Raw genomic sequence first — 20140 nt, 5'->3', positions numbered from 1 at the left:
TACAATTGAAATGCGATCCCCTGTAGGAGTGAGCCTGCTCGCGATAGCGGTCTGTCAGTTGCTGGACTTGTCAAACTTGTCCGGATCTTCGTCTTCCGGCAATTCCTCATCCCGCTCTTCAGGATTGGCCGTGGTATGCGCCGGGCTGTTGGGTTCGGGATGGGTGGGAACCGGGTCGAATGCGCCCTGCTCTTCACTGGGGAATTTGGGATCGTTCATGAGGCACCTCGCAAAGAGTCAGTATAGGAAGACTCTGTACATTCGAGGTGCCGGTCGTGGGCGTCGTTCCAGTCAATTCACCACCGGGGGCCGGTGGCGCGACTGGCGGTCAGGTACGGGCCTGCAGTTGCTCGACGATCTTGTCTTTGACTTGCAAGCGCTTCTCTTTGAGTTTTTTCAGCGTGTCGTCGCTGGGCGCATCCGAAGTCGCCGTCTCGGCCTTGACGACGTCGGCGTCTGCCTGGGAATACTTGTTGATCAGTGCGTCCAGATGTGGATCCGCGGTGCGTTTTTGCTGGATCTCTTCCTTCGTCAGTTTCAAATCCTGTAACAAATCATGGGTCACCGGCATGGAACACCTCCGTCAGTTGATCGGCAGCCAACGCGACCGATGCGCTGGCCAGTTATCAGAATGGCCTCGGTTGCCCGGTTCTGTCGACCACCTGTCAGACCAGCGGTGTCCGTTCGTCGCCCTGTCGCAAATGCGATAAAACCTTTGTTCGCGCAATTCCCTCCATTGCATAACACCCATAAAAACCTGCGTGGAGATACACCAATGGACGGATTCAAACTGCGTCATCTGGTTCTGGCTGTCGCTTTGAGCAGCGGCATGGGCAGTGCTTTCGCCGCCACTGACAACGATTTTGTCGATAACGCCGCCGCCGGCGGGATTGCCGAGATCGAAGCGAGCCGTCTGGCCCTGGAAAAAAGTTCGTCAGCCGACATCAAGGCTTTCGCCAACATGATGATCACCGACCATGGCAAGGCCAACGACGAGCTGGCCAGCATTGCCAAGGCCAACGACATCGAAGTCCCCGACAGCACGACGCTGGTCAAGCAGGCCAAGGAAAAGATCCTCGACATGCGCGATGAATCCTTCGATGCGGCCTACGCCAACAACCAGGTCAAGGCCCACGAAGAAACCATCGAGTTGTTCAAGAAACAAGCCAACACCGTGACCGACGACAAGGTCAAAGGCGCCTCCGAACTCAAGGGCTTCGCGCAGAAAATGCTTCCGGGGCTGGAAAAACACCTGGCGGCGGCGAAAGAGCTGCAAGCCAAACATCCGAGCAAATAATCCCTCTGTTTCGTCACAAAAAAGGCCGCATCCTCGGATGCGGCCTTTGTTTATCTGCGCAAATCAACCGCCATCAGTATCGATATCCGCATCCGTCTCCTCATCCGGGCTGGCCCGGTCAGGCTGCGGCTTGAAGCCCGGACTGAACTCGTTGTCGTTGTCCGTGTGCCGGTTCTTCTGATCCACCGCCGGATCGGCGCTTTGCACCTGATCGTCTTCGCCCTGTGGCAGGGTCGGCGCGGGTTGCCCCGGAACCTGCGGGTCAATCGCCGGATCATTGCGATTGATCGGCTCGGCGGATTGATTTTGCGGATTTTTCGATTGCTCGTTCATGGCCACCTCGTTCGTCAAAGCCAGCGCGACTGCAACCAGCCGGGCCTTGAAGATTCGAAGCCTGTATCGCGCCAACGTTCAAAACATCGCCACTCGTCTTCTCGCCGACTAGAGTTAGCAAAGTCTTTCTTGCGCCAAATCAAAAATATCCGCGCCGGAAGGAACAACTATTTCAAACGGCAAATGTCATTGAATTCGCGCCGCTCATATTTTATCGATCGGCCCCCCATTCGCTACGGAGCAACAGGCACATGGCAGCACTGCAGAACAGCACCCTCGACGCGCTGAAAAAACAACAAACGCAACTGCTGAACGAATGGATCAGCGGCCTCGAAGCCAGCGGCGCCACGCGCAACCTCAAGGATCACGACATCCAGCAACAGACTACCGAGTTCCTGCAACTGGTGGTCAGTGGCATCGAGAACGACAATGGCACCAACATCGGCGCACCGGGATGGGAAAGCACCCGCCAGTTTCTCGAAAAGCTCTCGCACAGTCGCGCCCTGCTCGGCCAGGACTCGCAACAGACCGCGAGCTTCATCTTCGCCCTCAAAGGCCCGCTGTTCAATCTGCTGCAAGCGCACTACAAAGAACAACCGGCGTTGCTCGCTGAACAACTCTGGGAAGTCTCGGAGCTGCTCGATGCATTCGGCCTGCACACCATCCGTACTTTCCAGAAATCCCGCGAGGCGGTGATCAAGCGTCAGCAGGAAGAACTGCTGGAACTGTCGACCCCGGTGGTCAAACTGTGGGACGGCGTGCTGGCGCTGCCGATGATCGGCACCCTCGACTCACAACGCACGCAAGTGGTGATGGAGTCGTTGCTGCAACGCATCGTCGACACCGGTTCGGAAATCGCTATCATCGATATCACCGGCGTGCCGACCGTTGACACCCTCGTCGCCCAGCACCTGCTGAAAACCGTCACCGCGATCCGCCTGATGGGCGCTGACTGCATCATCAGCGGCGTGCGTCCGCAAATCGCGCAGACCATCGTCCACCTCGGCCTCGACCTGCAAGGCGTGGTGACCAAGGCCAATCTGGCCGACGCGCTGAAACTGGCGTTGACCCGCCTGGGTATCAGCCTCGTCAAGACGGTTTAAGCATGGAACGTATCCCGATTCTTCAAATGGGCGACTTCCTGCTGGTGACCATCCAGGTCGACATGCATGACCAACTCGCCCTGACCCTGCAGGACGACTTGTCCGAACGCATCAGCAAAACCTCGGCGCGCGGGGTGTTGATCGACATCTCGGCGCTGGACATGGTCGACTCGTTCATCGGCCGGATGATCGGCACGATTTCCGGCCTGTCGAAAATCATGGACGCCGAGACTGTATTGGTCGGTATGCAACCAGCGGTCGCGATCACCCTGGTTGAACTCGGTATGACCCTGCCCGGCGTCAGCACCGCCCTTAACGTCGAGCGCGGGATGAAACTGCTGCGGGAACGAGTATTGCAACAATGACCGTGCGCAGTAGCGGTACTCAACCCATTCATATCGAGCAAGACGTGGTGCTGGCGCGCCAGACTGCGCGCAAGCTGGCCACCGAGTGCGGCATGCGCCTGATCGACTTGACCAAAATGGTCACGGCCGTCAGCGAACTGGCGCGCAACACCATGGTTTACGGTGGTGGCGGCGACATGGACTGGCAAATTCTCGATGAGGACCACAAAGTCGGTCTGCGCCTGACGTTTCGCGATGAAGGCCCGGGCATTGCCGATATCAAACTGGCGATGACCGACGGCTGGACGTCCGGCAGCGGCATGGGGCTGGGCCTGACCGGTGCGAAACGGCTGGTCGAAGAGTTCGAACTCGACACCGAGCCCGGCAAAGGCACGCGCATAACGATCACCCGATGGACATGAATATCGTTGGGTCGCTGACCCAGGTTCTGCCGATCGAAGACAGCAGCCAGATCGGTCATGCCCGCCGCACCGCGCAGCAACTCGCCGAACAGCATGGCTTTGATGAGCGTGATGCCGGGCGTGTCGCTTTGGTCGCCACTGAACTGGCGAGCAACGTGCTCAAACACGCCACGCACGGCGAACTGCATCTACGCGCATTACCTCGGCCCGCCGGTTTCGGCATCGAAATGCTCGCAGTCGATCGTGCGCAGGGTTTTGATCTGCAGGCGTGCCTGGCCGACGGGTTTTCCACCGGCGGCACACAAGGCATCGGCCTCGGCGCGATATCGCGGCTGACCGAGGTGTTCGATGTCTACGCCGATGCCCGTGGCGCGGTGTTGTTGGCACGCCTTTACCCGCGCACCGACCGCGAACCGGACATCCGCTATGGCGTCAGTCAGCATTCGTTGCACGACGATCCGGCGTGCGGTGACGTCTGGTACCTGGCGTATGAAGGCGCCAGCATCAGCGCCCTGGTGATCGACGGCCTCGGTCATGGCGAGGAAGCCGAGCGCGCCGGTCGCGCCGGGGCGAAAGCCTTTGCCCTGACGCCGTTTGCCGATCCGGTGATGTTGATGGAAGACATGCACCGCGACATGATCGGCACCCGTGGCGGCGCCGTTGCGTTCACCCAGTTCGACGGCCGGCGCGATAGCCTGACGTTCGCCGGTGTCGGCAACATTGGCGCCAGCCTGATTGCCGCCGACAAATCGCGCGGGCTGGCCTCGCATCCAGGTATCGTCGGCGTGCAATACCGAAAAGCCCGGCCCTTTGACTATGCTCACGTGAACGGACATCTATTGATCATGTACAGCGACGGCTTGCAGTCCCGTTGGAACCTTAAAGACTACCCCGGCCTGGTGCACCGCCATCCCGCCGTGATAGCCAGCGTCCTGCACCGCGATTTCAGTCGCGGGCGTGACGATGCAACGGTGCTGGTCGTTGCCCTGGAGGCCGCCCATGGCTGAGTCGCCCATTTTGAGCAGCGCTGAACAGACCGCGCTGATTGCGCAGTTGCAGAGCGAAACTGCGGCCCTGCGCGAAGAACTCGATGAGACCAATCAGGGCGTGCTGGCCCTGTACGCCGAACTCGACATCCAGGCCGAAGAACTGCGCCAGGCTTCGGACTTGAAGAGCCGCTTCCTGTCGTACATGAGCCATGAATTCCGCACGCCACTGGGTTCGATCCTGAGCATCAACAGCCTGCTCGCCGATGAACTCGACGGCCCGCTCAGCCCGGAGCAGCACAAGCAGGTGGCGTTCGTCAGCACCGCGGCGCGCGAGCTCAGCGACATGGTCGATGACTTGCTCGATCTGGCCAAGATCGAGGCCGGGCGTATCAGTATTTCTCCGGCATGGTTCGACATGTTCGACCTGTTTTCCGCGTTGCGCGGGATGTTCCGGCCGATTGTCGATGCGAGCGCCGTCGACCTGATTTTCGAAGAGCCGATCGGCCTGCCCCGTCTGTACACCGACGACAAGAAACTCGGGCAGATCCTGCGCAATTTCATTTCCAACTCGCTGAAGTTCACCACCCGTGGCGAAGTGCGAATCTCTGCACAGCTTGAAGGGGCGGATAGAGTGCGCTTTGCCGTCCGCGACAGCGGAATCGGTATCGCGCCGGAACTGCATGGCGCATTGTTCGAAGACTTTTCCCAGGTCGACTCGCCGTTGCAGAAACGTCTGCGCGGCACCGGTCTGGGCTTGTCTCTGTGTAAACGCTTTGCCGCCCTGCTCGGTGGTGAAGTCGGGCTGGAAAGCACGCCGGGGGTCGGTTCGACCTTTTTCGTGATCATTCCGCTGGCGATCGCTCTGGAGAACGTCGATGAAACGTGACATCCGCCTGTTGATCGTCGATGACAACGTCGCCACCCGCTACGCCCTGCGCCGTCGTCTGGAACGCCACGACTATGAAGTACTCGAAGCCGGTACCGGCAGCGAGGGCCTGGCGCTGATCGAGAGCGAGCCGCTCGACGCGCTGATCCTCGACGTCAATCTGCCGGACATGAGCGGTTTCGACATCGTCCGTATCCTCCGTGCTGATATCCGCACCGCTCTGCTGCCAGTGATTCACGTCTCCGCCGCGTCGATCCAGACTGGCGACATCATCACCGGTCTCGACGCCGGCGCCGACGCGTACCTGATTCACCCGGTCGACGCCGATGTGCTGCTGGCGACCCTGCGCACCCTGCTGCGCGTGCGCGACACGGAAAACGCCCTGCGCGAGAGCGAGGCGCGCTTCCGGGAGATTTTCGCCAATGTCTCTGCGCCGATTGCAGTGCTCGATGCCAGTCTGAAAGTGCATGAATGCAACCACGCCTTCGCGCAATTGATACTGGACAACAGTGATCCGCAGATCCTCCGTGAATGCTTCGCCGGCGAGCAAAGCGCAATCATCAACGAACTGCGCCTGCGGCTGGTCGATGGCGAGCGCTGGAAAGGCACGCTGAACATGCGCGTGCAGGGCGAGATTCGCGAGACCGAATGGCAGATCTCACCGTATCGCACGCCGGAACTGAGCCTGGTGTTCGTCGAGGATGTCACCGAACACCGCCACCGTGAGCGCTCGCATCTGGCCCGCCTCGACGACACCACCACGCAACTGGTCAAAGAAACCGCCGAGCGCGTGCGTGCCGAGGCGCAGTTGCTGCAAGTGCAGAAGATGGACGCGCTGGGCAAGTTGACGGGCGGCATCGCGCACGACTTCAACAACCTGCTGACCGGGATCATCACCAGCCTCGAACTGATCCAGAAACGCATCGCCGATCAGCGCCTCGACAAAGTGCAGTTCTATACCGAGGCGGCGCTGAATTCGGCCATGAGTGCGGCGTCCCTCACCCATCGGCTGCTGGCGTTTGCCCGCCAGCAGCCGCTGGACACGCGACCGGTGGATATCAACGAACAGGTGCGCTCGCTGGAAGAATTGCTGATGCGCACCATCGGCGAACGCATCACTCTCAAACTCGAGCTGACCAGCAAACCGGCGATTGCGCTGGTTGACCCGGTGCAACTGGAAAGCGCGGTGTTGAACCTGGTGATCAACGCCCGCGATGCGCTGCCTGCGGGCGGCAATATCTGGGTCAATACCTACGCCGCTTACTCGCATGGCGATCCGAATCTGGCCGATGGCGCGTATGTGGCACTGTCGGTGCGCGATGACGGCACGGGGATTGAGCACAGCGTGATCGACAAGGTCTTCGACCCGTTTTTCACCACCAAACCGCTGGGCCAGGGCACTGGGCTGGGTTTGTCGACGATTTATGGTTTTGCCCGGCAGTCCGGTGGCGATGCGCATATTCGCAGCGTCGCGCGACGCGGTACCGAGGTGACCATCATGTTACCGGCGACCAGCGATCCGACCGGCGCCGACATTCCGGCAGCGGCTATCGATCCGCAAGGCACCGGTGAGCATGTGTTGATTGTCGAGGACATGGCCTCGGTGCGCATGTTCGTCACCGAAGTGCTGGAGGACGCCGGTTATCGCTGCACCCAGGCGGCAGATATCGAAACGGCGCTGGAGCGCTTGCAGAACGATGCTTCGATCAATCTGCTGCTGACCGACGTTGGTCTACCGCGCATGAGCGGGCGCGAATTGGCGGATGTGGCGCGGGGCTGGCGTGAAGGCTTGCCGATCCTGTTCATGACCGGTTACGCGGAAACCGCGATCAATCGCCAGGTGTTTCTCGGCAGCGGCATGGACATGCTGGTCAAACCGTTCCAGATCAGCGAACTGCTCGACAAGGTGCGCCGCACCCTCGACGGTAGTTAAAAGCCAAAGATCGCAGCCTGCGGCAGCTCCTACAGGGATGAATGAGTACCTGTAGGAGCTGCCGCAGGCTGCGATCTTTTTGCTGCTACCGTAACGCACGGGCCAGAAACGGCGCGGTCTTGCTCTTCTTGCTCGCCGCGACTTTCTGCGGTGTGCCCGCCACGACTATCCTGCCACCCTGATCCCCCGCCCCCGGGCCGATGTCGATCACCCAGTCACTCTGTGCGACCACGCGCATTTCGTGTTCGACGACGATCACCGTATGCCCCGCCGTCACCAGCGTATCCAGCTGTTCGAGCAACCGGTCGACATCGCGCGGATGCAGCCCGGTGGTCGGTTCATCCAAAACGTACAGGGTCGCGCCGCGCTGGTTGCGCTGCAATTCGGTGGCCAGTTTGATGCGTTGCGCTTCGCCGCCGGAAAGCTCCGTGGCCGGTTGCCCGAGGCGCAGATAACCCAGGCCAATGTCGCGCAACACTTCCAGCGAACGACGAATCCCCGCCTGCTCGGCGAACACCGGCACCGCTTCATCGACGGTCAGTTGCAGCACCTGCGCGATGCTCAAGCCGTCCCAGAGGATCGCCAGGGTTTGCGGGTTGTAGCGCGCGCCATGGCAGGTCGGGCACGGCGCATACACGCTGGGCATGAACAGCAATTCAACGCTGACAAAACCCTCTCCCTCGCACGTGGCGCATCGACCCTTGGCGACGTTGAAGGAAAACTGCCCGGCGTCATAGCCTGCCGCCCGTGCTTCGGGCGTCGCGGCGAACAGCTTGCGCACGTGATCGAACAACCCGGTGTAAGTCGCCAGATTGGAGCGTGGCGTGCGGCCAATGGGTTTCTGATCGACCTGCACCAGACGCTTGATCGACTCCAGTCCCGCCGTGACCTGGCCGCTGCTGACCTGCGGCGCATCGTCCTCAAGGCTGAGTTCTTCCGGTTCCGCTTCAACGGTCGGACGCCCCAATTGCGCACCGACCAGCTCCAGCAACGCCTGGCTGACCAGACTCGACTTGCCCGATCCGGAAACGCCCGTCACCGAGGTGAAACAGCCCAAGGGAAACTCGGCGCTGAGGTTATTCAGGTTATTGCGCGTGATGCCGTCGAGTTTCAGCCACGCCGTCGGCTTACGCGCTGTGCGCTTTTGCCGTGAGGTTTCGGCGAACAGATAGGCGCGGGTCTGCGATGCGTCGATCCCGGCCAGTCCCGCTGGCGGGCCGCTGTACAGCACCTGCCCGCCCTTCTCGCCCGCCGCCGGGCCGACATCGATCAACCAGTCGGCACGGCGCATGGTTTCCAGATCATGCTCGACCACGAACAGCGTATTGCCGTCAGCCTTGAGCCGTTGCAACGCCTCGAACAGCGCCTCGCCATCGGCTGGATGCAAACCGGCGGAAGGTTCGTCGAGCACGTAGATCACGCCAAACAGTTGCGAGCCCAATTGCGTGGCCAGCCGCAGCCGTTGCAACTCGCCGGACGACAGCGTCGGCGTGCTGCGCTCCAGCGCCAGATAGCCGAGGCCGAGATCGGTCAGCGTGCTGACGCGCTCGAGCAGATCCTCGGCAATGCGCTGCGCCGCCAGACGTTTTTCCAGCGACAGGTTGGGCGTGTGCCGCACGTCCGGCGCACTGGCGTGGCCACTGGCGCCGTGAGCCACGCGCTGCTGGCGGGCCTCGCGGGTTTGCGCGTGGCTCAGGGTTTCCCCGCTTTCTTCGGCATGCTCCAGGTAACTTTGCGCCGCTACCGGTTTTAACACTTCAGCCACTTGCAGCAACGGCATCTGCGACAACTCGCCAATGTCGTAGCCGGCGAAAGTCACTGACAACGCTTCGCGCTTCAGGCGCTTGCCATCGCACAACGGGCACGGGCTGCCGAGCATGAACTGCGAGACGCGCTTCTTCATCAGCGCACTTTGCGAATGGCTGAAGGTGTGCAGGATGTAGCGCCGGGCGCCGCTGAAGGTGCCCTGATAGCTCGGCTCCATCTTGCGTTTGAGGGCGACGCGGGTTTCTTCCGGGGTCAGCCCGGCATACACCGGCACGGTCGGGGTTTCTTCGGTAAAGAGAATCCAGTCGCGCTGCTTTTTCGGCAGTTTCTTCCACGGGATGTCGACGTCGATGCCCATGGTCACGAGGATGTCGCGCAGATTCTGGCCCTGCCAGGCCAATGGCCAGGAGGCGACGGCGCGTTGACGGATGGTCAGGTTCGGATCCGGCACCATCAGCGCTTCGGTGACTTCGTAAACCCGACCCAGGCCGTGACACTGCGGGCAGGCGCCTTGTGGCGTGTTCGGTGAAAAGTCCTCGGCGTACAGCATCGGCTGCCCCGGCGGGTAACTGCCGGCGCGGGAATAGAGCATGCGGATCAGGCTCGACAAGGTGGTAACGCTGCCTACTGATGAGCGCGTGCTCGGCGTGCCACGCTGTTGTTGCAGGGCCACGGCGGGTGGCAGGCCTTCAATCGAGTCGACATCCGGCACGCCGACCTGATCGATCAGGCGCCTGGCATACGGCGCCACTGATTCGAAATAACGCCGCTGTGCTTCGGCATACAAGGTGGAAAACGCCAGCGAGGATTTGCCCGAACCGGACACCCCGGTGAACACCACCAACGCATCGCGGGGGATGTCGACGTCGACATTCTTCAGGTTGTGTTCACGCGCGCCACGGACCCGGACCATGCCGGCGGGCGCATTGGAATTACGCTTGGAAGTCATTGGCGGGCCTTGATCGAAGAACAGAAAAAACGTCTATGACTAATGAGGCCTCATTGATTGCGGAGTTCATTGTGGCGAGGGGATTTATCCCCGTTGGAGTGCGAAGCGCTCCCCTGCATTTTTCCAGTTGAACCGCATTCTCAGGGTTTACGACTGCTGCGCAGCCGAACGGGGATAAATCCCCTCGCCACAGGTAACTCCCTACAGAGCTCGAGTAGGCTCAGGGTTCTGTCCCAGTCATGCACTGAGCACCACTCGAATCATCTGCAACATTGCCTCTGGGCTGTACGGTTTGCCCAGCAGATGCGTGTCGGGACTCAACTGGTGATTGCGCGAAATGATGTCGCGGGTATGCCCGGAGGTGAACAGCACCGGCACCGGCGGCGTTTGTACTTTGGCCCAGGCAACCAGATCGGAGCTTTTGATCAGGCCGGGCATGACCACGTCAGTGAAGATCAGATCCACCGCAACGCCTTCCAGCAACATCTGCATCGCCATGTCGCCATTGGCGGCGGTCAACACCTGATAACCCTCTTCGCGCAGCAACTCGACTGCCGAAGCGCGCACCGCGTCGTTGTCCTCGACCACCAGAATGCTTTCGTGGCCGCCGTTCTGCTGCCTCTGCAGGTTGGGCGATTCATCCAGAACCGGGCGCAAACTGCGCGGGAAGTACAACTGCACCCGCGTGCCCTCACCAACCGTGCTGTCGATCTCGACGTGGCCGCCGCTCTGTTTGACGAAGCCGAAAACCATGCTCAAGCCCAGCCCGGTGCCCTGGCCGTCGGCCTTGGTGGTGAAGAAGGGTTCGAACACCTGCTCGAGAATCTGTGGCGGGATACCACCGCCGGTATCACTGACCGCGACCCGGACAAACTCGCCGGGGACGATGCCCTTGCCGCTGCAAAACTCGCGGTCGAGCTGCACGTTGGCGGCGCTAAGACCAATGGTGCCCTCGCCTTGCATGGCGTCGCGGGCGTTGATCGCCAGGTTGAGAATGGCGTTTTCCAGTTGATTGCGGTCAACGTTGATGTGCCACGGCACCGGCGGCAGCTGCACATCGATCTGAATGGTTTCGCCCAGCGCGCGCTGGAGCAATTCGCCGACGCCATCGAAAATCTGCTGCGGATTGCACACCGCCGGCGACAGCGGTTGCCGACGGGCGAACGCAAGCAGTTGCGAAGACAGCTTGGCGCCACGCTCGACCGCCGCCAGCGAAGCACTGACGCGGCGCTGCACGTTGGCATTTTCCGGCTCATGCCGGGCCAGTAAATGCAGATTGCCGGCAATCACTTGCAGCAGGTTATTGAAGTCGTGCGCGACGCCTCCGGTGAGACCGCCAATGGCTTCGAGCTTCTGCGACTGGCGCAATTGCTCTTCCGCTGCCAGCCGCGCCTCGACTTCTTCGACGACGCGCTGTTCGAGGTTGCGGGTAAATCTGAGCAGGGATTCTTCAGCGTTCTTGCGCTCATGGATGTCGATCAGCACGCCGGGGAAACGCAGCGGCTCGCCGTGCTCGTTGAATTCGCAACCGCCGCTGGCCAGCACCCACAGATAACTGCCATCGCTGCGCCGGACGCGGTATTCGGCGTTGTACGGCTCGCCGGTCTGCACCGAATGGGCGACGCGCTCCTGCACCCAGGCGGAGTCGTCGGGATGAATGCGCGACTCGGCGATATCTTGCCGCAGGTTGCTCAAGTCCTGGTCGGGCGGATAGGAGAATGTGCGGGCGAAACGCTCGTCGGCCGACAGCGTATTGTTCTTCACGTCCCAGACGAATGAACCGAGCAAAGCCCCGGCATTCAAGGCCAGGCGCACCCGTTCGTTGTCGGCGCGATAAGCATGTTCGGCGGCTTGGCGCAGGCGTTCGGAATGCATGAATTCGGTGGTTTCGACCACCATCGCCATGACCCCGGCGGGCATCCCGTCATCATTCGCCACCGGGCTGTAATACAGATCCATCCAGACGTCTTCAGGCACGCCATCGCGCAACAGCACCAGCTCTTTATTGCGAAACGACAACGTGCCGCCGGCCAGACAGGTATCGACCACATGCCGGTTGAACTCGGCGACTTCCGGCCAGCCCAGTTCAACCGGCGAACCGAGCAAATAAGGATGCCGACCACCGGCAAATATCGAGTAGGCGTCGTTGTAGATCATGTAGCCGGAGCGACCCCAGAGCATGACCATTGGCAGCGGCGACGCGAGCATCAATTGCACCGCACTGCACAGGCTGGCCGGCCAGCTACTCAGCGGACCGAGTTCGGTAGGACTCCAGTCGAACGCACAAATACGCCCGGCCATCTCGCCTTTCCAGCCGTCACAACCGTGGCTATCGGATAAAAACTGCATCGCCTGACTCAGTGTCCTGTGCTGATTGCCCGGTAATTTACGACGCCAATACAACACGACGCCCGTCTGTTTCGAGCGTCTTGCGTCGTATTGGTTTCATATGAGGTATAGCCGATTTCACCCCCGTCCGGGGACTAGACCCCGATCAGGTGCTTGAGCGGATGGTAGCCAGTTTTCATCTTCGCGGCGACGTCGAGAATGGCCTTCTCGATACCGTTCAGGTGCATGCAGGTCAGTTCGATGGCAGCGCTCTGATTGCCGGCCTCGATGTACTCGATCAGGCGTAAATGTTCATCGTCGCGGCAGGCTTCGTGACTGTCGTCATCCAGCGCGGCGGCATACAGCGAGGCGCGCGAAATCAGTTTCTGGAACCAGTCGAGCAACACCGGATTGTTCAGGCTGCGCGCCAGTTTGATGTGGAACTCGCCGAGCAGATGGATCAGCCGCTCATGGTCACCCGCAGCGTGCGCTTCGTCTTCGAGCAGCAGGTGTTCACGCAGGTCCTGCATCGCGGCGGTGTCCTTGCGGCGACACAGTTCGGTGACGATGCCGATCTCGATCAGCCGGCGGGTTTCGAACAGCGAACGAATCTCTTCGTTGCTCGGCAACGACACCGATGCACCTTTATTGGGCTCGGTGGTGACCAGCCCATCGGCCTCCAATTGCTTCAATGCAGCACGCACCGACGTGCGGCTGACATTAAATAATTCGGCCAACGAGGCCTCGCCCAGTTTCATTCCCGGGCGCAACGAACGCTTGCTGATCGCCTCGTAAACCCCTTGGTAGACGCGGTCGACCGTGGTTTCCAGTTTCTTCTCGGTCATTCAAACACTCCTTTGGCGTCAGGCAACCTGCCCCTGGCGATGCACGGCCATGGAAAAAGGGGGTTGCACACGCAGATTAATCCGGGTATTTCTAAATTGCATTCAGATATTGCATACAATAAATAGAGGATTGCACCATTATGGGTCAACCAATAGCAATTGAAGTGCGCAACGTCTCAAAACGCTACTCCGAGGATCCTGGCCTCGCGCCGGCCCTCGACAATGTCTCGGTAAACATCGCCGACAATGAATTCTTCACCCTGCTCGGCCCCTCGGGCTGCGGCAAAACCACCTTGCTGCGGACCATCGCCGGCTTCGAACACGTCAGTGAAGGCGAGATTCGCCTGGCCGGCGAACCGGTCAACGATCTGCCGCCGTTCAAGCGTCGGGTCAACACGGTGTTCCAGAGTTACGCGCTGTTTCCGCACATGAGTGTTGCGCAGAATATCGCCTTCGGGCTCGAGATGCAGGGTCTTGATCGCAAGTTGATCCCCGAGCGCGTCAACGAGATGCTCGCGCTGGTGCAAATGGAGCACCTGGCCGCGCGCAAACCGGCCGAACTATCGGGTGGCCAACAACAGCGCGTGGCTCTGGCTCGGGCCTTGGCGCCGAAACCGAAAGTGCTGTTGCTCGACGAACCGCTGTCAGCACTCGACTTGAAGCTGCGCAAGGAAATGCAGGTCGAACTCAAGCGTGTGCAGAAAGAAGCCGGAATCACGTTTATCTTCGTCACCCACGATCAGGAAGAAGCGCTGACCCTGTCCGACCGCATCGCCGTGATGTCGGCCGGCAAGATCCTGCAGATCGGTACGCCGACCGATATCTACGAGCAGCCGAAACACCGCTTTGTCGCGCAGTTCATCGGCGACATCAACTTCCTCCCCGGCCAGCTCAAGCACGGCGAACACAACGAAAAACTCTTCGTGCCAAACGGCATGCCGATCGAAATCCCTTGTCAGCAACAGAGCTTCGCCGGCAGCAGCGTGCAACTGGCGTTTCGCCCGGAGCGTTCGCAACTGGTCGATGCCAGCCAGCCGCATCACCTGCGCGGGGTGATCGAAGCGGTGCTCTATGTCGGCACCGCGACGCTGTACCAGTGCCGGTTGAACAACGACATCAAGGTCATGCTGCGCGAAAACAACGAAGGCCTGAACCGTGGTCGCGCCGTCGGTGAACGCGTCGCCGTGCACCTGCCGCCGCACGCCTGTCTGTTGATGGAGGCCTGAGATGAGCGTCAGCAGCACTTCCCCCGCTCTCAACCGCGCGCTGTTGCTCAGCCCGGTGGTGTTGACCCTGCTCGCCCTGATCGCCATTCCGCTGGGGATCATGGGCTACATCAGCTTGCTGCCGCGCAACACCTATGGCGGCGTCGACTGGCAAGCGCAATGGCAATTGCAGAGTTACGTGCAGCTGTTTTTCCAGGAAGGTTTCGATGGCGAACTGGAGCTGAATTGGGTCTACGCCCAGGCGCTGTTGCGCTCGGTGCTACAGGCCGGCGGCACCACCGTATTGTGCTTTCTGCTCGGTTTTCCGGTGGCGTTGTGGATGTCAAGCCTGACCCCGCGCCGGCGCAACCTGATGGTCTTGCTCATCACCATTCCGTTCTGGACCAACCTGCTGATCCGCAACTACGCGTGGCTGATCATCCTGCGCGAACACGGCTGGGTCGCGCAAAGCCTCAACGCGCTGTTCCCGAGTGCCGGCGGCATCACCCTGCTCTACAACGATTTTGCGGTGAGTGTCGGTCTGGTCTACAGCTTCCTGCCGTTCATGATTCTGCCGATCTATTCGACGCTGGAGAAACTCGACTGGCGTCTGGTCGAAGCCGCTTACGACCTCGGCGCCAATCGCTGGCACGCGTTGCGGCGGATCATCCTGCCGCTGTCGATGCCCGGCGTAATTGCCGGCGCGTTGCTGGTGTTTGTGCCGAGCCTCGGCGCCTTCATCACCCCGGCGATTCTCGGCGGCGGCAAGACACTGATGATCGGCAACCTGATTCAGCAACAGTTCGGCACGGCGCGTAACTGGCCGCTGGGCAGTTCGCTGTCGTTCCTGTTGCTGGCGATTCTGCTGGTGTCGCTGGTGCTTTACGCGCTGTACAGCCGCCGTGCGGCGAAGACTATCCATCGGGGGGCGAAAGCATGATTTCCCTGCACCTGAAAAAACTCCCGGCAACCCGCGAAATCAGCCTGCTGATCCTCGCTTATCTGTACCTGCCGATTTTCGTGTTGATCGCCTACAGCTTCAACGCCAACCGTTCGGCGACGGTGTGGACCGAGTTCTCGTTTGCCTGGTACGGGCGGATTCTGGCCAATCCGTCGATTCAGACGGCGGCGCTGAATTCGATCATCGTCGCGACCCTCGCCACGGCCTGCGCCACAGCGATTGCGCTGCTCGCGGCGCTGGCCACTTACCGGCCGTTCTACGGGCAGAAAATGGTCGAGGGCGGGATCAACCTGCCGCTGATCCTGCCGGAGATCGTCACCGCTGTGGCGACCTTGCTGCTGTTCATGGCGCTGGGTATCAAGCTCGGTTTGCTGACGGTGATCGTCGCGCATATCGGCTTCTGCATTCCCTTCGCCTACTTGCCGATTCGTGCGCGCCTCAACGATCTCGACAAGAGCCTGCTGGAAGCGGCGAACGATCTGTACGCCAATCCATGGCAAGTATTCCGCCGCGTGACCTTGCCGCTGTTGTGGCCCGCAGTGTTGTCCGGTGCGGTGCTGGCGTTCGTGGTCAGTCTCGACGATTTCATCATGACCTTCTTCGTCGCCGGCCCCGGTTCGACAACGTTGCCGGTGTACATCTTCTCGGCGATCAAGGCTGGCGTGACCCCGGAAATCAACGCGATCTCGACGTTGATGCTGGTGATCTCGATTGTTCTGGTGGTGCTGGCCTTCTGGCTGGGCCAACGCGGTAAACAACCATAAATCTGGAGCGCTCTCATGAAAGTCAAAAGCCTGCGTTTGGCAGTATCCGGTCTGGCCCTGAGTTGTTTCACCGCGTTCGGCGCTTACGCCGTCGAGCCGAAAGAGCTGTTTTTCTACAACTGGACCGACTACTACCCGGTCGATCTGCTGGCCAAGTTCGAGAAGGAAACCGGGATCAAGGTGACCATGGACGGCTACGACAGCAACGAAACCCTGCTCGCCAAATTGCAGGCCGGCGGCGCCGCGTATGACGTGATCGTGCCGTCGCAATCGATCATGCAGACGCTGATCAAGCAGGGCTTGCTGATGGAAATCGACACGCCGACCCTGAGCAATTTCCAGTACGTGAAGGGACCGTTCCGTGATCCGAGCTTCGACCCTGGCCGCAAGTTCTCGGCGCCGTATCTGTGGGGCACCACCGGGTTTTCCTACGACAGCGCGCGGGTGCCGGGCGGCAAACTGGATGACTCGTGGAAGGAGTTCTTCGAACCGCGCAAGGAGCTGCAAGGCCAGCTCGCCGCGCTGGATACGTCGAGCAGCGTGATCAACGCCGCCAGCCATTACCTGAACGTCGACGAATGCAGCGAAAACCCGCAGGACGCCAAGCGCATTCTGGAGTTGCTGCAAAAGCAGAAGCCGTTTTTGAAGATGTACAGCTCCGACAACACCGTCGACCGCATGGCCTCGGGCGAGGTGATCATGATGCAGAACTGGAACGGCTCGACGGCGCGGGCGACGTTGCAGAAGAGCACGATCAAGTATGTCTATCCGCGTGAAGGCCTGGCGATGTTCCAGGACAACTTTGCCGTGCCGAAAAGCGCGCCGCATCCGGGCAACGCGAAGATCTTTATCGACTGGATGATGAAGCCGGAGAACGCCGCAGCGGTGTCCAACGCGATTGCTTACGCCAACGGGATTCAGAGCGATTCGTTGCTTGATCCGAAGTGGAAAGTGATGGACGCAATCAACATGCCCGACGAATACGCCTCGCGTTTGCGGCCGGAGAAGGAGTGCAGCAACAAGGCGCGGGAGCTGCAGGACCGGATCTGGTCGAAGCTCAAGGGTTGATCCGAGTCCGCTGCCCTCACCCTAGGTAGAGGGGACTGACCGAGGTGTCTTGCGACTTACGCCGACCTGATGAACCGAGTCGATTATGGATTCACAACTGAGCTTGCAAACCAGTCAGTTTTGGATTCACAGCCGGACGTTCAGGTCGGCGTACATCTTCAATATCCCCCCATTCAGCCCCCTCTCCCTCCGGGCGGTCCGACGTTTCGGGAGGGCTAGGGTGAGGGAAAAAATTCAAAGAACACAGAGGTTGATATGACCCAGCCACACTGGCTCCGCAACGTGCGCCCCTACAGCGCCGCCGCCGAAGATCTGCTGATCGAAAACGGTCGGTTCACTCAACGCCGACCCGCTACCAACACGCCGCTGGCCGCCAGCGATATCGATGGCCAACATCAACTGCTTACCGCAGCCTTGGTCGAAAGCCACGTCCACCTCGACAAAACTCTCTACGGCCAACCCTGGCGCCCCAACAGCGCCGGGCCGACGCTCAAGGACTACATCAGCAACGAACGGCGCATCCTCCGTGAAGTCACCGCCCCCATCGCCGAACGCGCCGGCGCCCTGCTGGAAAACTGCATCGCCCGAGGCTCGCTGACCCTGCGTTGCCACGTCGACATCGACCCGGAATTCGGTCTGCGTCACGTCGAAGCCATGCAGCTACTGCGCGAACGCTACAAAGACCTGATCGACCTGCAACTGGTGGTCTTCCCGCAAACCGGGCTGATCAGCCGCCCCGGCACCGCCGAATTGATGCGCGAGGCGATGGCGCTGGGCGTGGAAAACGTCGGCGGGCTCGACCCGTGCGGCATCGACAACGACCCGATCGCGCAGCTGGATTTCGTCTTCAAACTCGCGGCGGAATTTGGCCGTGGCGTTGATATTCACCTGCACGACAAAGGTGAGCTGGGCCTGTGGCAGATCGCGCTGATCGCCGACTACACCGAGCGTTTCAGCCTGCAAAACCGGGTAATGATCAGCCACGCCTACTGCCTCGGCATGTTGCCGTGGAGCCAGGTCAAACCGGTCGCCGAACGTTTGGCGGCGTTGGGCATTTCGCTGATGAGTTCAGCGCCGGCCGACACGGCGGTGCCACCGTTTCTGGCGTTACGCGAAACTGGCGTGAATGTCTGCCTGGGTTCCGACGGCATCCGTGATGCGTGGTCGCCGATGGGCAATGGCGACATGCTTGAACGGGCGATGTTGCTGGCGTTCCGCTTTGACCTGGGCAAGGACGATGAACTCGCGGCGGCGTTCGAGGCGGCCACGGTGAATGGTGCGCGGGCGCTGGGTATTGAGGATTACGGCTTCGCACTCGGCCAGCGTGCAGACTTCTTGCTGATGCCGGTCGAAACCCTTGGCGAAGCCGTCGTCGCGCGGCCATTGCGGCAGGTCTATCGCGCAGGTGTTTTGATCGCCGAAGGTGGCCGCTTGCTGAGCAGCCGTCTGTGAAACGCATCGGTCTGCGCGCCAGCTGCGTGGTTGGCTTCGACGGCACGCAACATGTGCTGTGGCGCGACGGCGAAGTGGTCTTTGCCGGGGCGCGCATCGAGTTCGTCGGACGCGGTTACACCGGGCCGGTGGATCAGTGGATCGACTACGGCAACGCGTTGATCGGTCCCGGTTTCATCGACCTCGATGCACTCGGCGATCTCGACTCCACGGTACTGACGCTGGATAACGGCGACGAACGCGCCATGGGCCGCATGTGGTCTGCCGAGTACTTGGCGGCCGGCCCGCGCGAGACTTACAGCAGCGAAGAAGAAGTCTTCAAATACCGCTACGCCTTCACCCAGTTGATCCGCAACGGCATTACCACGGCAATGCCGATCACCTCGATGTATTACCGCGAGTGGGCGCAAACCTACGACGAATTTGCCGCCGTTGCCGAGGTGGCCGGCGAGCTCGGTTTACGCAGCTACCTCGGCCCCTGCTACATGAGCGGCATGAGTTATTGGCGCGCCGACGGCAGCCTCGGCCATCACTGGAACGAGGCGCGCGGGCTGGCCGGACTGGATGCCGCTGAACGCTTTTTCAAGGATTTCGACGGCGCACACCACGGCTTGATTCGCGGCGCACTGTTGCCTGATCGCATCCAGACCTGCACCCCGGCGCTGCTGCAACGCACCTCGGCGCTGAGCCGCGAACTGAACGCGCCGATGCGTCTGCATTGCTGCCAGGCACTCAGCGAAGTGGCGATGGTCGAGCAGTTGCGCGGGACTTCGCCGCTGGGCTGGTTGCAGCAACTGGATTTGCTCACCCCGCGCAGCTTGCTGCCGCACGGCATCTACACCACTGGCGATGATGACTTGCAGCGGGTGATCGACGGCGGCGCGAGCCTGGTGCATTGCCCGTTGGTGTTCGCCCGCGATGGCGAGGCGCTGAATTCATTTGGTCGCTACCGCGCCAAGGGCGTCAACTTTGCCTTGGGCACCGACACCTGGCCGGCAGATTTGCTGGAAAACATGCGCCACGGTCTGAACATTGCGCGGTTGATGGAGGGCGGATCTGCGCTGACCAGCAGTCTCGATCTGTACAACGCCGCCACTCTCGGCGGTGCGCGGGCGCTGGGGCGTGATGACCTCGGCCGCCTGGCCCCCGGCGCCAAAGCCGACATCACCGTGTTCAGCTTGCGCGGCCTGCATCTGGGGCCGCTGTTCGATCCTTTGAAAAACCTGCTGCTGGCCGGGCGCGGCGACGATTGCATCGCCAGTTACATCGACGGTCGTTGCGTGATGCACGACGGTCAGGTCAGCGGCGTCGACTACCCCGCCCTGCAACGCCAGGCACAACGCCAATACGAAAAACTGATGCGCAGCCACAGCGAACGAGCCTTTGCCCGACCGGACTGGAAAAGCCTGTTCCAGCCGGCCATTCCGTTCGCCGACGACTACAGCGCCGAAGCGCCGTTGAGCGCGATTGATCCACTTTCCTAGAGAGTTCTGC

Annotated in this window: 19 protein-coding genes; 13 read left to right on the top strand and 6 right to left on the bottom strand. The window is 60.9% G+C overall.

What is annotated here, in order from left to right; all coding sequences use genetic code 11:
- Positions 1-54 precede the first annotated feature (54 nt).
- On the bottom strand, positions 55-219 hold the full coding sequence (locus tag ACIPZE_RS08805) for a hypothetical protein (protein ID WP_400772465.1): 165 nt from the start codon (positions 217-219) through the stop codon (positions 55-57).
- A 109-nt stretch (positions 220-328) separates the two neighbouring features.
- Positions 329-571 (bottom strand): YdcH family protein, encoded by a 243-nt coding sequence (locus ACIPZE_RS08800; RefSeq protein WP_129393195.1) that lies wholly within the window; start codon positions 569-571, stop codon positions 329-331.
- A 204-nt stretch (positions 572-775) separates the two neighbouring features.
- Here ACIPZE_RS08800 and ACIPZE_RS08795 point away from each other — a divergent pair, with 204 nt between their 5' ends.
- The gene (locus ACIPZE_RS08795; protein WP_400772463.1) at positions 776-1297 is read left to right on the top strand and encodes a DUF4142 domain-containing protein; all 522 of its coding nucleotides are present in this window, start codon (positions 776-778) and stop codon (positions 1295-1297) included.
- 63 nt (positions 1298-1360) lie between these two features.
- Here ACIPZE_RS08795 and ACIPZE_RS08790 read toward each other — a convergent pair whose 3' ends face one another.
- Positions 1361-1630, bottom strand: a complete 270-nt coding sequence (locus tag ACIPZE_RS08790) for a hypothetical protein (protein WP_129393189.1) — start codon at positions 1628-1630, stop codon at positions 1361-1363.
- A gap of 251 nt (positions 1631-1881) precedes the next feature.
- Here ACIPZE_RS08790 and ACIPZE_RS08785 point away from each other — a divergent pair, with 251 nt between their 5' ends.
- From ACIPZE_RS08785 to ACIPZE_RS08760, 6 genes are read left to right on the top strand one after another with little or no spacing between them, the layout of a single operon-like run.
- On the top strand, positions 1882-2733 hold the full coding sequence (locus ACIPZE_RS08785) for an STAS domain-containing protein (protein ID WP_283436682.1): 852 nt from the start codon (positions 1882-1884) through the stop codon (positions 2731-2733).
- 2 nt (positions 2734-2735) lie between these two features.
- Complete coding sequence (locus tag ACIPZE_RS08780; RefSeq protein ID WP_034155679.1) at positions 2736-3098, top strand: STAS domain-containing protein; 363 nt, start codon at positions 2736-2738, stop codon at positions 3096-3098.
- Entirely contained in the window at positions 3095-3499 is a 405-nt protein-coding gene (locus ACIPZE_RS08775) for an anti-sigma regulatory factor (RefSeq protein WP_003225570.1), read from the top strand. Before ACIPZE_RS08780 ends, ACIPZE_RS08775 begins: the two co-directional genes overlap by 4 nt.
- Positions 3496-4506, top strand: coding sequence for an ATP-binding protein (locus tag ACIPZE_RS08770; RefSeq protein ID WP_400772622.1), 1011 nt, complete (start codon positions 3496-3498; stop codon positions 4504-4506). Before ACIPZE_RS08775 ends, ACIPZE_RS08770 begins: the two co-directional genes overlap by 4 nt.
- Positions 4499-5374, top strand: a complete 876-nt coding sequence (locus tag ACIPZE_RS08765; protein WP_400772460.1) for a sensor histidine kinase — start codon at positions 4499-4501, stop codon at positions 5372-5374. The genes ACIPZE_RS08770 and ACIPZE_RS08765 overlap by 8 nt, the downstream gene beginning before the upstream one ends.
- Positions 5364-7307 carry a response regulator gene (locus ACIPZE_RS08760; RefSeq protein ID WP_400772458.1) on the top strand — a complete coding sequence of 648 codons (1944 nt, stop codon included), beginning with the start codon at positions 5364-5366 and terminating at the stop codon, positions 7305-7307. The genes ACIPZE_RS08765 and ACIPZE_RS08760 overlap by 11 nt, the downstream gene beginning before the upstream one ends.
- An 85-nt stretch (positions 7308-7392) precedes the next feature.
- On the opposite strand, the gene ACIPZE_RS08755 is transcribed toward ACIPZE_RS08760, so the two are convergent.
- The 3 genes from ACIPZE_RS08755 to ACIPZE_RS08745 form a co-directional block, all read right to left on the bottom strand.
- A complete protein-coding gene (locus ACIPZE_RS08755) occupies positions 7393-10023 on the bottom strand; it encodes an excinuclease ABC subunit A (RefSeq protein WP_400772457.1) in 2631 nt (876 codons plus the stop codon).
- A gap of 237 nt (positions 10024-10260) precedes the next feature.
- Complete coding sequence (locus ACIPZE_RS08750) at positions 10261-12372, bottom strand: ATP-binding protein (protein WP_400772455.1); 2112 nt, start codon at positions 12370-12372, stop codon at positions 10261-10263.
- 134 nt (positions 12373-12506) lie between these two features.
- Positions 12507-13196, bottom strand: coding sequence for a GntR family transcriptional regulator (locus tag ACIPZE_RS08745; RefSeq protein WP_007969663.1), 690 nt, complete (start codon positions 13194-13196; stop codon positions 12507-12509).
- A 140-nt stretch (positions 13197-13336) separates the two neighbouring features.
- Here ACIPZE_RS08745 and ACIPZE_RS08740 point away from each other — a divergent pair, with 140 nt between their 5' ends.
- From ACIPZE_RS08740 to ACIPZE_RS08715, 6 genes are all read left to right on the top strand, one after another.
- A complete protein-coding gene (locus tag ACIPZE_RS08740; protein ID WP_283436686.1) occupies positions 13337-14422 on the top strand; it encodes an ABC transporter ATP-binding protein in 1086 nt (361 codons plus the stop codon).
- Between the two features lies 1 nt (position 14423).
- The gene (locus ACIPZE_RS08735; protein WP_129393168.1) at positions 14424-15341 is read left to right on the top strand and encodes an ABC transporter permease; all 918 of its coding nucleotides are present in this window, start codon (positions 14424-14426) and stop codon (positions 15339-15341) included.
- Positions 15338-16126: an ABC transporter permease gene (locus tag ACIPZE_RS08730; protein WP_400772453.1), complete on the top strand. Its 789-nt coding sequence runs from the start codon at positions 15338-15340 to the stop codon at positions 16124-16126. Before ACIPZE_RS08735 ends, ACIPZE_RS08730 begins: the two co-directional genes overlap by 4 nt.
- A gap of 15 nt (positions 16127-16141) precedes the next feature.
- Positions 16142-17194, top strand: coding sequence for an extracellular solute-binding protein (locus ACIPZE_RS08725; RefSeq protein ID WP_400772451.1), 1053 nt, complete (start codon positions 16142-16144; stop codon positions 17192-17194).
- A 255-nt stretch (positions 17195-17449) separates the two neighbouring features.
- On the top strand, positions 17450-18646 hold the full coding sequence (locus ACIPZE_RS08720) for an amidohydrolase family protein (RefSeq protein WP_283436689.1): 1197 nt from the start codon (positions 17450-17452) through the stop codon (positions 18644-18646).
- Positions 18643-20130, top strand: a complete 1488-nt coding sequence (locus ACIPZE_RS08715; RefSeq protein WP_283436690.1) for an amidohydrolase family protein — start codon at positions 18643-18645, stop codon at positions 20128-20130. Before ACIPZE_RS08720 ends, ACIPZE_RS08715 begins: the two co-directional genes overlap by 4 nt.
- Positions 20131-20140 lie beyond the last annotated feature (10 nt).

Source organism: Pseudomonas sp. NPDC089741, from assembly GCF_044748825.1.
Lineage (GTDB): Bacteria > Pseudomonadota > Gammaproteobacteria > Pseudomonadales > Pseudomonadaceae > Aquipseudomonas > Aquipseudomonas helmanticensis.
Note: the sequence above shows the minus strand (reverse complement) of the source record. Positions and strands in the feature narration are given on the sequence as shown.

Excerpts from the sequence above, each read along its gene's own strand:
- ACIPZE_RS08785 (WP_283436682.1), top strand. The coding sequence starts at position 1,882 with ATGGCAGCACTGCAGAACAGCACCCTCGACGCGCTGAAAAAACAACAA.
- ACIPZE_RS08730 (WP_400772453.1), top strand. The coding sequence starts at position 15,338 with ATGATTTCCCTGCACCTGAAAAAACTCCCGGCAACCCGCGAAATCAGC.
- ACIPZE_RS08765 (WP_400772460.1), top strand. The coding sequence starts at position 4,499 with ATGGCTGAGTCGCCCATTTTGAGCAGCGCTGAACAGACCGCGCTGATT.
- ACIPZE_RS08805 (WP_400772465.1), bottom strand. The coding sequence starts at position 219 with ATGAACGATCCCAAATTCCCCAGTGAAGAGCAGGGCGCATTCGACCCG.
- ACIPZE_RS08750 (WP_400772455.1), bottom strand. The coding sequence starts at position 12,372 with ATGCAGTTTTTATCCGATAGCCACGGTTGTGACGGCTGGAAAGGCGAG.
- ACIPZE_RS08780 (WP_034155679.1), top strand. The coding sequence starts at position 2,736 with ATGGAACGTATCCCGATTCTTCAAATGGGCGACTTCCTGCTGGTGACC.
- ACIPZE_RS08725 (WP_400772451.1), top strand. The coding sequence starts at position 16,142 with ATGAAAGTCAAAAGCCTGCGTTTGGCAGTATCCGGTCTGGCCCTGAGT.
- ACIPZE_RS08720 (WP_283436689.1), top strand. The coding sequence starts at position 17,450 with ATGACCCAGCCACACTGGCTCCGCAACGTGCGCCCCTACAGCGCCGCC.
- ACIPZE_RS08745 (WP_007969663.1), bottom strand. The coding sequence starts at position 13,196 with ATGACCGAGAAGAAACTGGAAACCACGGTCGACCGCGTCTACCAAGGG.
- ACIPZE_RS08795 (WP_400772463.1), top strand. The coding sequence starts at position 776 with ATGGACGGATTCAAACTGCGTCATCTGGTTCTGGCTGTCGCTTTGAGC.
- ACIPZE_RS08760 (WP_400772458.1), top strand. The coding sequence starts at position 5,364 with ATGAAACGTGACATCCGCCTGTTGATCGTCGATGACAACGTCGCCACC.
- ACIPZE_RS08770 (WP_400772622.1), top strand. The coding sequence starts at position 3,496 with ATGAATATCGTTGGGTCGCTGACCCAGGTTCTGCCGATCGAAGACAGC.
- ACIPZE_RS08800 (WP_129393195.1), bottom strand. The coding sequence starts at position 571 with ATGCCGGTGACCCATGATTTGTTACAGGATTTGAAACTGACGAAGGAA.
- ACIPZE_RS08755 (WP_400772457.1), bottom strand. The coding sequence starts at position 10,023 with ATGACTTCCAAGCGTAATTCCAATGCGCCCGCCGGCATGGTCCGGGTC.
- ACIPZE_RS08775 (WP_003225570.1), top strand. The coding sequence starts at position 3,095 with ATGACCGTGCGCAGTAGCGGTACTCAACCCATTCATATCGAGCAAGAC.
- ACIPZE_RS08735 (WP_129393168.1), top strand. The coding sequence starts at position 14,424 with ATGAGCGTCAGCAGCACTTCCCCCGCTCTCAACCGCGCGCTGTTGCTC.
- ACIPZE_RS08740 (WP_283436686.1), top strand. The coding sequence starts at position 13,337 with ATGGGTCAACCAATAGCAATTGAAGTGCGCAACGTCTCAAAACGCTAC.
- ACIPZE_RS08790 (WP_129393189.1), bottom strand. The coding sequence starts at position 1,630 with ATGAACGAGCAATCGAAAAATCCGCAAAATCAATCCGCCGAGCCGATC.